At 35.8% G+C, this 16,192-nt stretch carries 18 protein-coding genes; 15 read left to right on the top strand and 3 right to left on the bottom strand.

Going from position 1 to position 16,192, the window contains the following annotated elements:
• Positions 1-2 precede the first annotated feature (2 nt).
• Positions 3-1,175, bottom strand: a complete 1,173-nt coding sequence (locus tag LS66_RS03475) for an MFS transporter (protein WP_011115536.1) — start codon at positions 1,173-1,175, stop codon at positions 3-5.
• Positions 1,176-1,203: 28 nt separating this feature from the next.
• A complete protein-coding gene (locus LS66_RS03470; protein WP_034365862.1) occupies positions 1,204-1,905 on the bottom strand; it encodes a DUF2716 domain-containing protein in 702 nt (233 codons plus the stop codon).
• Between the two features lie 154 nt (positions 1,906-2,059).
• Between LS66_RS03470 and LS66_RS03465 the strand changes: the two genes are divergently transcribed.
• The 9 genes from LS66_RS03465 to fliR all read left to right on the top strand — a co-directional run bounded on the left by LS66_RS03465 (position 2,060) and on the right by fliR (position 10,113).
• On the top strand, positions 2,060-2,896 hold the full coding sequence (locus LS66_RS03465) for a peptidyl-prolyl cis-trans isomerase (RefSeq protein ID WP_034365859.1): 837 nt from the start codon (positions 2,060-2,062) through the stop codon (positions 2,894-2,896).
• A gap of 2 nt (positions 2,897-2,898) precedes the next feature.
• Positions 2,899-3,984, top strand: coding sequence for a hypothetical protein (locus tag LS66_RS03460; protein WP_034365857.1), 1,086 nt, complete (start codon positions 2,899-2,901; stop codon positions 3,982-3,984).
• Positions 3,959-4,399: a ribonuclease HI gene (gene rnhA, locus LS66_RS03455; RefSeq protein WP_034365854.1), complete on the top strand. Its 441-nt coding sequence runs from the start codon at positions 3,959-3,961 to the stop codon at positions 4,397-4,399. Before LS66_RS03460 ends, rnhA begins: the two co-directional genes overlap by 26 nt.
• Positions 4,392-5,114 (top strand): ribonuclease III, encoded by a 723-nt coding sequence (gene rnc, locus LS66_RS03450; protein WP_011115541.1) that lies wholly within the window; start codon positions 4,392-4,394, stop codon positions 5,112-5,114. The genes rnhA and rnc overlap by 8 nt, the downstream gene beginning before the upstream one ends.
• On the top strand, positions 5,111-6,187 hold the full coding sequence (gene aroC / locus LS66_RS03445; RefSeq protein WP_011115542.1) for a chorismate synthase: 1,077 nt from the start codon (positions 5,111-5,113) through the stop codon (positions 6,185-6,187). Before rnc ends, aroC begins: the two co-directional genes overlap by 4 nt.
• 76 nt (positions 6,188-6,263) lie before the next feature.
• Positions 6,264-7,607 (top strand): Asp-tRNA(Asn)/Glu-tRNA(Gln) amidotransferase subunit GatA, encoded by a 1,344-nt coding sequence (gene gatA, locus LS66_RS03440; protein WP_011115543.1) that lies wholly within the window; start codon positions 6,264-6,266, stop codon positions 7,605-7,607.
• 19 nt (positions 7,608-7,626) lie between these two features.
• Positions 7,627-9,072, top strand: a complete 1,446-nt coding sequence (guaB, locus tag LS66_RS03435; RefSeq protein ID WP_011115544.1) for an IMP dehydrogenase — start codon at positions 7,627-7,629, stop codon at positions 9,070-9,072.
• Positions 9,073-9,082: 10 nt separating this feature from the next.
• Entirely contained in the window at positions 9,083-9,331 is a 249-nt protein-coding gene (gene xseB, locus LS66_RS03430) for an exodeoxyribonuclease VII small subunit (RefSeq protein WP_011115545.1), read from the top strand.
• A gap of 5 nt (positions 9,332-9,336) precedes the next feature.
• The gene (fliR, locus tag LS66_RS03425; RefSeq protein ID WP_034365849.1) at positions 9,337-10,113 is read left to right on the top strand and encodes a flagellar biosynthetic protein FliR; all 777 of its coding nucleotides are present in this window, start codon (positions 9,337-9,339) and stop codon (positions 10,111-10,113) included.
• A gap of 1 nt (position 10,114) precedes the next feature.
• On the opposite strand, the gene LS66_RS03420 is transcribed toward fliR, so the two are convergent.
• Positions 10,115-10,681, bottom strand: coding sequence for a phospholipase D-like domain-containing protein (locus LS66_RS03420; protein ID WP_034365846.1), 567 nt, complete (start codon positions 10,679-10,681; stop codon positions 10,115-10,117).
• A 78-nt stretch (positions 10,682-10,759) separates the two neighbouring features.
• Here LS66_RS03420 and LS66_RS03415 point away from each other — a divergent pair, with 78 nt between their 5' ends.
• The 6 genes from LS66_RS03415 (at position 10,760) to LS66_RS03390 (ending at position 16,171) form a co-directional block, all read left to right on the top strand.
• Positions 10,760-12,574, top strand: a complete 1,815-nt coding sequence (locus tag LS66_RS03415) for a hypothetical protein (RefSeq protein WP_034365842.1) — start codon at positions 10,760-10,762, stop codon at positions 12,572-12,574.
• Complete coding sequence (gene gmk, locus LS66_RS03410; protein WP_011115549.1) at positions 12,574-13,176, top strand: guanylate kinase; 603 nt, start codon at positions 12,574-12,576, stop codon at positions 13,174-13,176. Before LS66_RS03415 ends, gmk begins: the two co-directional genes overlap by 1 nt.
• 72 nt (positions 13,177-13,248) lie before the next feature.
• A complete protein-coding gene (locus tag LS66_RS03405) occupies positions 13,249-13,497 on the top strand; it encodes a twin-arginine translocase TatA/TatE family subunit (RefSeq protein ID WP_011115550.1) in 249 nt (82 codons plus the stop codon).
• Entirely contained in the window at positions 13,497-15,143 is a 1,647-nt protein-coding gene (argS, locus tag LS66_RS03400; RefSeq protein ID WP_034365838.1) for an arginine--tRNA ligase, read from the top strand. Before LS66_RS03405 ends, argS begins: the two co-directional genes overlap by 1 nt.
• 1 nt (position 15,144) lies before the next feature.
• The gene (locus LS66_RS03395; RefSeq protein WP_011115552.1) at positions 15,145-15,840 is read left to right on the top strand and encodes an AzlC family ABC transporter permease; all 696 of its coding nucleotides are present in this window, start codon (positions 15,145-15,147) and stop codon (positions 15,838-15,840) included.
• Complete coding sequence (locus tag LS66_RS03390) at positions 15,830-16,171, top strand: branched-chain amino acid transporter permease (RefSeq protein WP_034365835.1); 342 nt, start codon at positions 15,830-15,832, stop codon at positions 16,169-16,171. Before LS66_RS03395 ends, LS66_RS03390 begins: the two co-directional genes overlap by 11 nt.
• Positions 16,172-16,192 lie beyond the last annotated feature (21 nt).

Below are 16,192 nucleotides of genomic sequence, written 5' to 3'. Positions count from 1 at the left end.
AATTATTCCATCTTACGTAGCACTAAAATAAATGCAGGAAGTGCAAAAAGCGAAGCAAAAAGAGGATTAAAACTAACACCCAAAAATGGTGCAACAACGACTAAGCCACCAATTTGATTTGCCAATGCAATGCCTACATTAAAGGCTGCTTCATTGACACTTACTGAACTATCCATAGAATCTGGCGTGTATTTACGTGCCATATTCATTGCATTCACTTTGAGTGCTGGGATTGAGGCAAAAGATAAAAAACCCATAATCGCTAAATTAATCACAACAAACACTTGTGAATGGGCGCTCACACTCACAAGAGCGTAAAAAATAATTTGTAAAAAGAGCACGATTTGTAAAGCGCGTCTTGAGCCTTTATTGTCTGCAAGCCTACCGCCAAAAAGATTCCCTAAAATTGCAAATATGCCATAAAGCAACAAAATATATACAATGCTCGCCTCATTAAAATGGCTTTTTTGTGTGAGTAAATCTGTTACATAAGTATAAAGTACAAATGCCCCACCACAAGTGCATATCGTAATTGCATAGGCTTTAAGTAATGGAATATGTAAAAAAGCCTTAAAAAGTGCGTTTATATGCGTTTTGCAGCCTTGCAAATGGCTTGGCATAAAAGCAATTGCACTGATAAAAGCAATAAGTGTGCAAAGGCAAATAAGCAAGAAAATAGATTTAAAGCCAAAAATCTGCCCAATAAATGTCCCCAAAGGAACGCCACTTACAAGTGCAATCGTCAATCCGGACACCATAAGGGCGAGATTGCGAGATTCTTTTTCCTTAGAAGAAACTTGAATAGCCGTAAGTGTAGCAATAACAAAAAACACTCCGTGTTGTGTGCCTGCGATAAATCGTGCAATCACATTGAGTATAAAATTATCACTGATATAAATCACAAAATTTGCCAAAGCAAACACACCAAGATTAAGCAAAAGCTGCAATTTACGATTAAAACCACTTAGAGGAATGCTTAAAAGTGGTGCGCCAATTACTACACCCACTGCATACATAGTCGTAAGCAATCCTGCCTGATTAGAATCTACACCAAAATATGCCTTTACATCTTGTAAAACACCTGCAATAATAAATTCTGTAACTCCCATACAAAAAGAGCTAAGAGCCAAAACTAAAATCGTTTTGCTTGTTGCATTCAAAGCAAATTTGTTCATCTTATACTTTCCATTTTTTAATTCTTTGTTATTTATGTAAAAGACCTGCCATCTCTATGATTTCAAAGCCAAAAATCTTTTCATCATAATATCGCATTTCCTCTATAAAATGTTCGCCAAAAATGGTAATTGTAGTTTTTTTGCCTCTGCTTTCAAAATCAAATAATCCCACCATACCAAAGGCAACTTGATTGCTTCTTGTGTCATATTTGAAAAAAGCAAAATGCTCTCCGTTTGGATAGAATGTAGGGAAGTAAAAAATGTCATTTTTACCTTCTTCATAATAAGGATTGAGTTCATAATCCCCATTACAATAATATGGAAAACACTCTCCGCTAGGCTTTTTAGGATAATAAGCATAGCAAGAGTGTTGCCAATCAAGCACAATAACCTCATCTGCTGCTTTTTGCTCCTCTTTTTGAGCATAGGATTTTAAATTTGTAAGAGCATATTTATCTAAAACTTTCGCAAAAATTTGTGGCATATTCTCTTGAAAGGCTTTATGATTGACTTTATCAAAATCCGCAATATAAATAATATAGGGCAATTTAGGCACAATCTCTAAAATGTTCCAATGTGGCATCACACCAAATCCAATTCTTTCATACATAAAATCTGTTTCCTCTTCCCCTAACACTTCATAATTCTCATTTGGCACAATAAGCCTCTTTTTTAAAAATATCTCGCGTTTGGTTTGTGCTTTCTTTGCTAAATATGCTCTTAATCCCATTCTTTCTCCAAAAGCCTTATCTCATTATTGCTGCAATGATTGCAAAAGCGACATTATATTATAATTTTCAAATAGAGTAAGATAAAGATAGAATCCTCTTTGCTGCTTATTGCTTTGAATATGATAAAATATGCCGAATTTACAAAGGATACAAATGAAAAATATTATTTATGGAGTATGTCTGCTCTGTGCGTGCGTGTTTAGCGCGTATGGAGAAGTTATCGCTGGAGTAGCCATACGCGTAAATGGACACGCTATCACTTTATATGAAATTGCCTCTTTGCAATCACGTCTTAAAATCTCCAAACAAGCCGCTATTGATATGCTCATTAATGAACGGCTCAAAGATGATGAAATTGAACGTTTTAAAATCAGCATTGAGGATTTTAAAATTGATGAAGAAATTGCTCTGCTTGCCGCAAATGCTAATCTAAGCAAAGATGAATTTCTTAGAAAAGCTACGCATACAATGAGTTTGCAAGAATATCGCACACAAATTAAAAAACAACTCCAAACAAAAGAACTTATGCAGAGAATCCTTGCTTCTAATATTAGCATTTCAAGTGAAGATGAGCTTCTTACCTATTATACACGACATAAAAAAGAATTTCTAATTCCCTCACAAGTGCGTGTAGTGCGTTATTTTGCTCAAACCGATAATGCCTTGCAAAAAGCGATACAATCACCCAAACAAAATATTAAAGGTGTGCAAAAAGTAAATGAAACTATCGCTCTCTCTTCCCTTAATCCTCAAATTGCCCAAGTATTTATACACACGCCAAATAATGAATTTACTCCTGTGCTTACCACAGGTGGCAATGGTTTTGTGAGCTTTTTGGTAAAAGAACGTTTAGGTGAAACCCCTATTAATTTTGAGGAGGCAAAACCTCTTATCAATCAAAAAATTATGGCACAAAAAGAGCAATCTATTATCGCGGAACACTTTAACAAAATCCGCTCTAGTGCTAATATTGTAAATCTTAGAGAATAATTATGCTCTCTTATACTGACCCACTTTTTGGCATTATTATCTTTGTATCTCTTATCGCTACGGCTGCATTTATTGATTATTGGCAAAATCGCTACAAAGAAAAGAAAAAAAAACGCTCTTTAAAAAACTTAACGAAATCGTATGAATTTGCTGGACTAACCCAAGGAGTAGAAGAGTTCCTTGCACTTTCGCAAAACCCTATTCCTACTTTACAATTCATCGCTAATGCCTATATTCAAAGCGGCAATACGCAAGAAGCAATTAAAATTTATCTTAGTATTTTAGAGAATCTTGATAATTCAAAAGAAAGTGCAAAATCAAAAATTGAGATTCTCCAGCAGCTAGGCATTGCTTACTACACTGCAGGATTTTTACAAAGAGCAAAAAATATTTTTTTAGAGATTCTCAAAAATTATCCCCGAAATCCTCAAGTGCTCATTTATTTGCTCAAAACTTACGAAAATCTAAGCGAATATAAAAATGCTATCGACACACTTGAATGTATCGAAGAAATCTATGATTCACACTCTACCCCTACAATAGCCCAAGAGCAATTTTTTCATACAATTGAACTCAATAAAGCTTATTTATACACACTTTTACTCATCAATCAATACGCTATGCCTCTATCAAGCAAGATTCAAAGGCTCAATGAAATCAAAGCAAAAGAAATAAAACTTGAAAAAATTATTCTAGTCTTTTTTAAGAGCGTAAGTCATTCACTCTTTTGGGAAGAAATCAATAAAAGCGAAAATATAGCAAGCCTCATTGATGTATTATGGGATTTTGAGCGCAAAAATGTGCCTCTAGAGCAAATTACACATCCGCAGATTCTTGATATCTATCGTGCAAAAGGCTGGATACAAGATACAAAAAATTGCAATATTTTTGAGCTAGAAAATATGAGAATCTTAAAGCAACATTCAACCCTTTGCATAGATTTTAGTTTTGAATACCGCTGCCATAGCTGCAAACAAGTATTTCCCTTTGAAAACGCACGTTGTTCGCATTGTGGTGAGTTGCTTAATACCGATGTAATCTATAAGATACAAAAGGTTGATAATGAAACAAGTTACTCTTTATTGTGATGGTAGTGCACTTGGAAATCCCGGTGCTGGAGGCTGGTGTGGCATACTCTCTTTTGGTGATAAGCAAAAGATTCTTACAGGTGGCGAAACCTATACAACAAATAATCGTATGGAACTCCTTGCAGTGATAGAATCTCTTAAAGCTCTTAATCAACCTTGCATTGTGAATGTATATAGTGATTCTCGCTATGTATGCAATGGTATCAACTTATGGCTTAAATCGTGGATTTCTAAGCAATTTAAAAATGTCAAAAATCCTGATTTATGGCAACTATATTTACAAGTTTCATCACCTCATCAAGTGATTGCACATTGGGTAAAAGGACACGCGGGAGTAGCACAAAATGAGCTATGTGATAAACTTGCAAAAGAAAGTGCGCAATTTTATTTAAATAAAGGAATTTCTGATGAGTAAATCTATTTTGCCCAAATCTCCCCAGCTCCTTGAGAAAAAGTTAGGCTATGTTTTTCAAAATCAACAACTCCTCCTTGAAGCCCTCACGCATAAAAGTTGTAAAAAACAATATAATAACGAACGGCTTGAGTTTCTAGGAGATGCAGTGCTAGATTTGCTTGTAGGAGAATATTTATTTAAAAAATTCCCTCTTGCCAAAGAAGGTGAGCTATCTAAATTACGAGCGTGCATCGTCAATGAGAAAGGTTTTATGAAACTTGCTCAATCACTTGATTTAGGTGCATATTTATATATCTCACAAAGTGAAGAAAACAACAATGGACGGCAAAAAGCTTCCATTTTATCTAATGCCTTTGAAGCCCTCATAGGTGCAATTTATTTAGAATCTAGCCTCACTTATGTTCAAAGTATTATTTATGATTTACTTGAATATAATTATATCAAGATTGATTTAGATTCTCTTTTTATGGATTATAAAACTGCGCTACAAGAGATTACTCAAGCTTTTTATGGTGAGATTCCAACTTATACGCTCATTAGCGAAAGCGGACCCGATCATAAAAAAAGTTTTGAAATAGCTCTAAGTGTGCAAGGAAAAGAATATGCAAGAGCAAGCGGGAACTCAAAAAAAGAGGCGCAACAAAAAAGCGCGCAAATTGCTTATAAAAAACTCTATTCAAAGATGAATAAAACTCATCATAAAGGGGAAAAATGAATACTTTTGGCAAATCATTTCGTGTAAGCACTTTTGGAGAATCTCACGGCGAGGGGATTGGTTGTGTGATTGATGGCATTCCTGCAGGATTGCATATAGATGAACTTTTTATAGAATCTATGATGACAAGGCGCGCACCCGGACGCAATCAATATACAACACAACGTAAAGAATCTGATAAAGTGCAAATTCTAAGTGGTGTGTTTGAAGGGTTGAGCACGGGCACACCTATTGGTATGTGGATAGCAAATACTGGAACAAAAAGCAGTGATTACGCCAATATTAAAGACATTTTTCGTCCCGGACACGCTGATTATACATATTTCAAAAAATATGGTATCCGAGATTATAGAGGGGGAGGAAGAAGTTCAGCAAGAGAAAGTGTAGCAAGAGTAGCAGCTGGAGCTGTAGCACAAATGCTTTTGCGCGAATTTGACATAAATGTTCAAAGTGGTATATGCTCAATTGGCAATATCACAGGGAAGCAATATGATTTTGCATACGCACTCAAAAGTGAAATTTATGCACTTGACAAAGAATGCGAAGAATCACAAAAAGCGCTTATTGAAAATGCTAAAAGAAAGCACGATAGCATTGGTGGAAGTGCTCTCATTCGTGTAGAGGGGCTTCCTGCAGGATTGGGCGAACCACTTTATCATCGCCTCGATGGAGCGTTGGGAGAAGCACTTATGGGGCTTAATGCTGTTAAAGCGGTAGAAATAGGCGATGGAATCATCTCTTGCACCCAATATGGAAGTGAGCATAATGACCAAATGGATAAAAACGGCTTTAAAAGTAACCATAGTGGTGGTATTTTGGGAGGTATAAGTAATGGCAATGCACTTCTTGTTAAAGCACATTTCAAACCTACACCGAGTATTTTTATACCCCAAGAGACGCTTGATATACACTTACAAGAACAAACTTGCCAAATCAAAGGACGACACGACCCGTGTGTAGCAGTTCGTGGCAGTATAGTCGCGCAAGCAATGGTTGCTCTCGTCCTCGCAGATATGCTTTTATTACACGCTACTTCACAACTTTGTTTTTTAAAAAAGATTTATAAGCAATAACAAAATTTATATTATAGTTATTTTAAAGCAAGAAGATTCTATAATCACACTTCCTTAACACAATAGGAGACAATAAATGATAACACTCAAAGAAGCTCTAAACAAATCCGAAAATGAACTCAAAGAGATAAAAACTCTCTTGCGCCAACGCGTCAAGGAAAACATAGAACTCAATGCTTATATTGGCGAAATTAACGAAAGTGGAAGTGGTGTGCCAATTCTCATAAAAGACAATATCAATGTTAAAGGTTGGGAAATCACTTGTGCGAGTAAAATTTTAAAAGGCTATGTTTCTCCTTATAATGCAAGTGTTATCACAAAATTACACGAAAACAAAATGTGTGCTTTTGGACGCGCCAATATGGACGAATTTGCAATGGGAAGCACAACAGAATCTAGCTGTTATGGGAGAGTGAAAAATCCTCTTGATACTTCGCGTGTGCCAGGTGGAAGCAGTGGGGGAAGTGCGGCAGCTGTAGCGGCTGGACTTGCTATTGCCTCACTTGGAAGCGATACGGGTGGTTCAATACGGCAGCCTGCTGGATTTTGCGGTTGTGTAGGGTTAAAACCAAGCTATGGAAGAGTAAGTCGTTATGGGTTAATTGCATATAGCTCAAGTTTAGACCAAATTGGACCTATTACGCAAAATGTTGAAGATGCTGCACTTTTGCTTGATGCCATAAGCGGATATGATAAGCAAGATTCTACAAGTGCGAATCTCCCATCACTCAACACATTTAAAGACCTTGACCCAAATGCACGTTACAAGGTTGCTATTTTAAAAGATTTCCTTAAAGATGCCACCCCCCAAATACAAGAAGCCTATAATCACACTATTAAAATTTTAGAATCTATGGGGCATACCATTGTTGAAAAATCTATGCTTGATACACGCTATCATATCTCGGCATACTATATTATCTGTACTGCAGAGGCTAGCTCTAACCTTGCGCGTTTTGATGGAATCCGCTATGGCACAAGAAGCGAATCAAAAAATCTCAAAGATGTATATCTTAATACACGCAGTGCATATTTTGGCGAAGAAGTAAAGCGCCGCATTTTGCTTGGAAGCTTCGTGCTAAGCAGCGGTTATTATGATGCGTATTATCTCAAAGCACAGCAAGTGCGAAAGAAAATCTGTGCAGATTACGAATCTATCTTTAATGAGTGCGATAGTATTCTCTTGCCTATTGCCCCAAGTGTAGCCCCTAAATTTGGCTCAACGCATTCGTCCTTAGAAATGTATTTAAGTGATATTTATACTATTGGTGTCAATCTAGCAGGATTACCAGCCTTATGTATGCCTGTAAGCAAGGACAAAAATGGTTTAAGCATTGGTATGCAGTTTATTGGTGCAAAATTCAAAGAACAGAACATTCTCAATATTGCCTATGGATTAGAAAAAGAAATAAACAATTAATTTTATAAAGGAGTAAAATATGAAAATTAAACAAAAAGCTCTCACATTTGAAGATGTTTTACTTATCCCTGCATATTCCGAAATTCTCCCTCAAGAAGTTAATACTCAAACTCTTTTAAGCAAAAATATTTCACTTAATGTTCCCCTTGTAAGTGCTGCAATGGATACAGTTACAGAATGTCGCACTGCCATTGCTATGGCAAGACTTGGCGGCATTGGTATTATCCACAAAAATATGGATATTGATTCACAAGTAGAACAAATCAAACGCGTGAAAAAAAGTGAAAGCGGCGTTATTATTGACCCTATTTATATCCGAGCAAACAACACACTTGCTGATGCAAAATCAATTACAGATAATTATAAAATCTCTGGTGTGCCTGTTGTTGATGAATATGGCAAACTCATTGGTATTCTCACTAATCGTGATATGCGCTTTGAACAAGATTTAAGTAAATATGTAGGCGATTTAATGACAAAAGATTCCCTAGTTACAGCAAAAGTAGGCACCACACTTGAGGAAGCAAAAGAGATTATGCACAAAAATAGAATTGAAAAACTCCCAATTGTTGATGAAAACTATATGCTTAAAGGACTTATTACTATTAAAGATATTCAAAAACGTATAGAATACCCTAATTCCTGCAAGGATAGCTTTGGACGATTAAAGGTTGGCGCAGCTATTGGAGTAAAGCAATTTGAAAGAGCACAAGCACTTGCTGATGCAGGAGCTGATGTGCTAGTGCTTGATTCTGCACACGGACATTCTATTAATGTTCTTAAAACTTTAGAAAAAATCAAATCCAAGCTCACCATTGATATTGTTGTTGGCAATGTCGTTACACCACAAGCCACACAAGATCTTATTAATGCAGGAGCTGATGCAGTAAAAGTAGGTATTGGACCGGGTAGTATTTGCACCACTCGCATTGTTGCTGGCGTGGGAATGCCTCAAATTTCAGCTATTGATGATTGCTCTCAAATAGCCCAAAAACATAAAATCCCTATTATTGCTGATGGCGGTATAAAATATTCAGGAGATATCGCTAAAGCTTTAGCAGTTGGTGCTTCAAGTGTAATGATAGGAAGTCTTCTTGCGGGCACTGAAGAATCTCCGGGTGATCTTATTATCTATCAAGGCAGACAATATAAAATTTATCGTGGTATGGGAAGTATAGGTGCAATGACACGAGGAAGCTCGGATAGATATTTCCAAGAGGGCACAGCGCAAGATAAACTTGTGCCCGAAGGTGTAGAGGGAAGAGTTCCTTATCGCGGAAAGGTAAGTGATGTAATTCATCAACTTATCGGTGGATTAAAATCGTCAATGGGCTATCTAGGCAGTAAAGACATTCAATCCTTATGGGAAAGGGCAGAGTTTGTAGAAATTACCTCTGCTGGGCTTAGAGAATCTCACGTGCATGATGTAGATATCACCAAAGAAGCACCAAATTATCACGGCTAAAAGGAATAAAATGGCAGATTCTAAAAAGCAAAAAATCATTTCGCAAACTAACACCGAAAATAAAAAAAACGAAATAACACAAGAAGAAGACTTTGAGGATATGCTTGAACGAGCTAAAGAAGTATTAAGCAAACTCAATGCTCAAGAAATTACCCTTAAAGAATCTCTCGCTCTTTATGAGCAAGGAATGCAAAGTCTTAAAAATGCTCAAGAAATTTTAGAACAAGCCAAATTGCAGTATCAAGAATTTAAAGATTAGATTCTATGGAGCTTGTCGCTTATCTTACTCAACCAAATAGTGTTGCTGTATTTTTATTACTCATAGCACGTTTTGGTGGTGTATTTGCGTTTTTTCCATTTTTTGACAATCAACTTATTAGTATTCATATCCGTGCGGCAATGGTATTTTTTATGAGTGTGGCATTTTTTCCTCTTGCAACCTATACGCTGCCTGATATGACTATGGTAGAGTTTCTTATTGCTGCACTTTTTGAAATTATGCTAGGATTCATTGCTTCAGTATGTTTGCAAATTGTTTTTGCAATGTTAAGTTTTGGCGGCGAAATTATCAGTTTCACAATGGGATTCACTATGGCAAGTGCATATGACCCTGTGAGTGGGGCACAAAAACCCATTATTGCGCAACTTATAGCCATTATAGGCTTACTTGTCGCTTTAAGTCTTGATTTTCATCATACTATTTTTCTTATCATCTCTCATAGCATTGAAGCTACGCCATTGGGGGGCTTTGTATTTGAGCCAAAAAGTGCAGCTTATTTTGTCAAAGCCTTTAGTAATATTTTTGCTGTGGGCTTTTCTATGGCATTTCCCATTCTCGCAATTATCTTGCTCTCTGATATTATCTTTGGTATGATTATGAAAACCCACCCGCAATTCAATCTCCTTGTTATAGGTTTTCCTGTAAAAATTGCCATTGCCTTTGTCGTGCTTGTGCTTACAATTTCTACCATTATGTATACTTTCAAAAATGAACTTAAAAATGCTTTTTTTGCGGTAGGGAAAATTTTTTTAGGGCAATAAATTAGAATCCTACACACGCTCTTGTCATTTTTTCATAACCTTGCAGTGCCTTTTGCACAAAGCGTTGATTATAGCTTATAAGTAATGTTTCAAAATTATTTTCAAATGCATTTTTACTCCAATTTGCTGAACCAAGGACAAGAATCTTCTTATCCACAATCGCCATTTTTTGATGCATAATGCCATAATAGCGCTTGTTCTTAGCTCGCATACCACTAAGAAGACATACTGAAATGTTATTATATTTAGCAAGATAACCGATAACGGAAGTGTCATTCTTCAAATTACTTTCCTTATCAAAAATAATAGAAATCTTAACACCTCTCTTAGCGCTATCTCGAAGTATTTTAGCAATATCATTATTCGTAAAACTATAAATGCTAATTTTAATTTCACTTTGAGCATTTTTAAGCACAGATTTGAGCGTATTAATGGCTTGGTCTTGTTCATAAGGGAGCATATAAAACATATCATTCTCAGATGAATGTAATGAAGTGCCCCATAAAATTGTGTGCAATATCCCCACAATCAAACAGATTCTATATATTTTTGTCATTTTTTGTTGCATTTTATTCCTTTTGTAGCGTGGATTTAGATATAATTTTAAATTACTATCACAAAAAATGCAATAAAAGTGGGAGTTCGTATGAAATTTTTGCTAATCAACACCAATCAAATTGTTCAAAAACTTGTAGAAATTACAGCTAAAAAGGCTGGGGCAAACCTCACGAGTATAAGAGAATCTAACGAAATGGGTGATTTAGAACAATATGACTATGTGATTATTGATGATGATTGCCTTTCGCTTGATGCAAAAACCTATCTCAATGCTCTGAAACCAAAACGCAAATGTCTTATTTATAATAAACAAGGTAAGCGTATTGAGGGATTTGACGATTATGTGCAAAAACCATTTTTGCCAACAAGTATTTTAGATATTTTCACAGCACAGCTTGGACACGAAAATACGCAAAATGGAGTAGAAGCAGAAACTGGCAAAGTGTCCATTATAGAAGATATAGGCGATGAGAGTGCAAATTTAAGTCTTGATAACCTTGATGAAGGCTTAAGCGAGATAGATTCTCTCCTTGAAGATAGTGCGCTTGATGAACATATATCATCTGAAGATACAACGCCTAAAGTCAATACCGAATCTAACCAAGAAGAACAAGCACCAAATGAGCAGGACGCACAGACTGCAGAAGAGGACATTGCACAAGAAGAAATAAGCGAAAATGAGAGTGAAGAGATTTCGCTTGAAAATACTAATAAAGATGCAAATACAGATGAGGAAGTAAGTTTAGAAGAATTAGAACTTAATGATGCTATTTTAGAAGAAGATTCTACGGCTGAAAATGATTTAGATGTTGAGCTTGATTTGAGTAATATTGACAAACTTGGAGATGAAGAAAAAATCCAAGAGAGTGCAGATGAGGCAAAACAACCAGATGATATGCCTCTAGAAGAAAATACGGAGCAAGAAGAGACTTTGGCAGATACTCCAACTCAAGCAGATATTGCAGAGGATAATGAATCTGAAACCCAAACAGAGGTAGTAACAGATGAGACAAATGTAGATTTAGCAGAAGAACTAAGTGATACACAAGATTCTAAAAACTTAGAAGATTTAGATACCAAAGACACTCAAGATACTGCAGAAGAAAGTATAGCAGCAGATACTTTAGAAGAAGAATTAGAGGCAACAGAAACAGAAAATATAACTGATGATATAACGCAAGATTTGCCTGAAAATGCTGCGGACGAGGAAGGTATAGAAGAGTCTAATGAAGAATCTCTTGAAGATTTGCCCCAAAAAACACAAGAAAATGAAGATGATACGCTCCAACCTGAAGAATTAACGCTTGAAGAATCTCCACAAACAGATGAAGTAGAAATTGCAGAGGGATTAGATTTACAAGATGCCCTTGCAGATACAGATTCTATGTCTGATGATATCCAAGATGATGAAGAAAAACAAGAGAGTGCAGATACGTTAGAAAACGATTTGCTTGATGATGTAGAGAGTATCGCGCTTGGAGATGAGAATATACCTGAACAAGACACAGATGAAAATATGGGTATTGATTTAGGAGACGAATTAGATAAGGATATAGATAAAGAATCTGTGCTTGATGAAGAACAAGTAGGCGAGGTATCTGAAGCTCTTAGCGCACTTGAAAGCAATGATACAAAAAAAGAAGATTTTGCTTCGCTCAAAGAGCCTGATGTTGCTCACGCTTTAGGTGAAGAGCTTGAAAATGTTGAAGAAGAAAACCAAGATGCTCAAACACAAGAATACAAACCTCAAGATTCGCAACATCAATCTCAAGAAATTGTCAAAAATATGATAGCAAACTCTGTGCAAAGTAGCATTTCTAGTTTAAGTTCTAATAATCTTAAATCAATGCTTGATGGGCTTGAAGTAACAATCAATATTAGCTTTAAAGACAAAAGCAAATGATGAGCAAAGGGGCAGTGCTTATTATCTCTGGACCAAGTGGCTGTGGCAAAAGCACATTAACAAAATCGCTTATAGAATCTATCCCTAATGTGTATTTTTCTATTTCAACAACTACGCGCCCTATGCGTGAGGGTGAGACTGATGGTGTGCATTATCATTTTGTGAGCAAAGAACATTTTTTACAAGACATTCACAATAATGTTTTTTTGGAATGGGCAGAAGTGCATACAAATTTTTATGGCACTTCACTCAAACCTGTTCAGCAAGCGCTTGAACAAGATAAAATTGTGCTCTTTGATGTTGATGTGCAAGGACATCACAGCATTAAAGAATATTTTGGGGATTTTGCCAAGTCTGTATTTATTACAACAAAAAATAAAGATATTCTCCGAGAGCGACTTATTTCGCGTCAAACAGATGATCTTCAAACTATTGAATTTCGTCTTATTCAAGCCCATAATGAAATGCAGCATATTCACAATTTTGATTATCTTATTATTAATGATGATATTACTACTGCAAAAGAAGCTATGGTTGCCATTGCGCGCTCACTTAAATATCAGCAAATTGAGCGTTTGAGTAAGATTATCCAAAAATGGTAAGATTGAACGATAAGTTTAAGATTTAAAGACGAGTTTTGGTATAATACCTCAATTTTTATCAAAGGAGATTCTATGCACCCCCCTAGTATTACACAATTGTTGATTATTTTGCTTATTATTGTGCTCCTTTTTGGTGCAAAAAAAATTCCCGAACTTGCAAAAGGATTAGGAAGTGGTATTAAAAACTTCAAAAAAGCTGTCAAAGAAGATGAAGAAGATAATCAAAGTGAAGAAAATACAAAATCTCAAATCAAACAAAGCGAATCTAAAAATGAGAATGTATCAAAAACTCACACAGATTCTCAAAAACAAGACACTTAATGCACCACCATATCAAAGCTCTTCTCCAAAGTGCATTGAATATTGAAAACACAATTGATATTGTGCTTGAGAGACCAAAAAACAAAGACTTGGGGCATTTTGCTACGCCTCTTGCCTTTAGCCTTGCTAAGATTAAAAAAACCAATCCTAAGCTTATCGCTGAAGAGATTGCTAAAATACTTACAAATTACGCAGAGTTTGAAAAAGTAGAGACGCTCAATGGCTTTGTAAATCTCACACTTTCTACAACTTTTCTTCAACATATTGCACAAAAACAACTGCAGCATTGTATGACTCTTGAAGCAGATTCTATAAATCCTAACATATCTCAATATACCCAAAAGACTCAAATAACACCAAAAGAGCATGTTTTGATTGAATTTGTCAGTGCTAATCCCACAGGACCGCTTCACATTGGGCACGCAAGAGGTGCTGTATATGGCGATGCACTTACTCGTGTAGGGCGGTTTTTAGGTTATGATATACTCACCGAATATTATATAAACGATGCAGGGGCACAGATTTATATGCTTGGGCTATCAATTTTTCTTGCAGGGAGAGAACATATCCTTAAAACTCAAGTAGAATATCCACAAAGTTATTATAAGGGCGAATATATTATTGATTTAGCAAAACAATGTGCGCTACACTTTGGTGAAGATGTTTTTAAAAGTGAAGATTCTATCTCCTCTCTTGCAGATTTTGGCAAAGATATGATGCTTCAAGAGATTAAAGATAATCTAGCGCAAGTTGGGATTGAATTTGATTCCTTTGTGAGCGAAAAATCTCTTTATGACAGATGGAAAGATACGCTTGATACTTTAAAATCTCATCAAGGTATTTATACCAAAGATGGCAAAATCTGGATTGCTTCCTCGCAAATTAATGATGAAAAAGACCGAGTTGTCGTGAGGGAGAATGGTGAGCCGACCTATCTTGCTGGAGATATTATCTATCATCAAGATAAATTTCATCGCCATTTTGAACATTATATTAATATTTGGGGAGCCGATCATCACGGCTATATTGCACGCGTAAAGGCAGCTATTCATTTTTTGGGCTATGATGAAAATAAACTTGAAGTACTGCTTTCTCAAATGGTAAGCCTTCTTAAAGGTGGGCAACCTTATAAAATGAGCAAACGTGCAGGAAATTTTATCCTTATGAAAGATGTAATAGAAGATATTGGAGCTGATGCACTTCGTTTTATTTTTCTCTCTAAAAAACCTGATACACACCTTGAATTTGATGTTGATGAACTTAAAAAAGAAGATGGAAGCAATCCCATTTATTACATTAACTATGCTAATGCTAGAATCCACACACTTTTTAATAAAGCTGGAGTAAATATGCAGCAGATAGCACAAAATGCGAATAAATTGGATATAAATGAACAAGCAAAGGCGCTTTTGTTTGAAGCTCTTTGTCTGCAACAAATAATAGAATCTAGCTTTCGCGATAGAGAGATTCAAAAAATATGTGATTATCTTAAAAGCCTCTCTGCTTCATTTCACAGCTTTTATAATACACACAAAATCTTGCAAAGTCCAAATGAATCAAGTATTCTTTATGTGCTAATGATTGTCAGCCAAAGCCTCACACTTGGATTATCTCTGCTTGGAATTAAAGCAAAAACAAGAATGTAATATGTGCCAGAGCTCAAAAGCATTTATTGCTCTTAAAGATGCTTTTCCACATACAATTCCTATTATGCTTGGTTATATTTTTATGGGTGCAGTATTTGGTATCTTATTGCAAAAAACAGGTTATGGTGCGATATGGGCAGCTATAATGGCAGTGGCTATTTATGGGGGAACGACACAATTTATTGCTGTCGGGCTCATAGCAAGTGGAGCTGGCTTATGGGAGAGCTTTGTGCTTGTTTCTATGATTAATGCACGACAAATTTTTTACTCTATAAGTATGTTAGAGAGGTTTAAACGTATGGGCAAAAAGCGTTATTATATGATTTATTCCCTCACTGATGAGACCCTTGCACTTCTTAATCTTAAGTCTCCCAAAACAGGAGTGGATAAACAATGGTTTGATTTTTTTATCGCTGCGCTCAATCAAAGCTATTGGGTTATAGGCTGCACTCTTGGAGCAGCACTTGGTGGAAAGCTTGAGTTTAATTCTAATGGACTTGATTTTGTGATGAGTGCTATTTTTGTTGTGATTTTTATTGAACAATGGCGTAATAAAACAATGCGTATTCCTGCACTCATTGGCATTATAATAAGTTTAATATGTTTATATATTTTTGGGGCACAACAATTTTTAATCCCCTCACTTGTGGGTATTTGTGTTATATTAAGTCTATGGAGAAAACCCATTGTCGCCTGAAATTTTGCACTCGATCCTTCTTATTGCGCTTATTGCGCTTAATACTCTCTTAAGTCGCTTTTTGCCTTTTATTATCTTTGCTAAATCTACACCCACATTCATTGTCGCTTTAGGTAAAGTGCTGCCAAGTGCAATTATTGCAATGCTTATTGTATATTGCCTTAAAGATATGGATTTAGAGCACTCTCCATATGGACTTAATGAAATTATTGCTGTCTTAGTAGTAAGCTACATACATATAGCGTTTAAGATTCCCGTTTTAAGCATTGTATGTGGAACTATCACTTATATGATATTAATACAAAATGCAATTTTAGATTTTATACCCTAGAATCAAAAATCTCTAGGGTAT

The sequence above is a fragment of the Helicobacter sp. MIT 03-1614 genome, assembly GCF_000762925.2.
Taxonomy (GTDB): Bacteria; Campylobacterota; Campylobacteria; order Campylobacterales; family Helicobacteraceae; genus Helicobacter_C; species Helicobacter_C hepaticus.
This window is presented reverse-complemented; position numbering and strand designations above follow the sequence as displayed.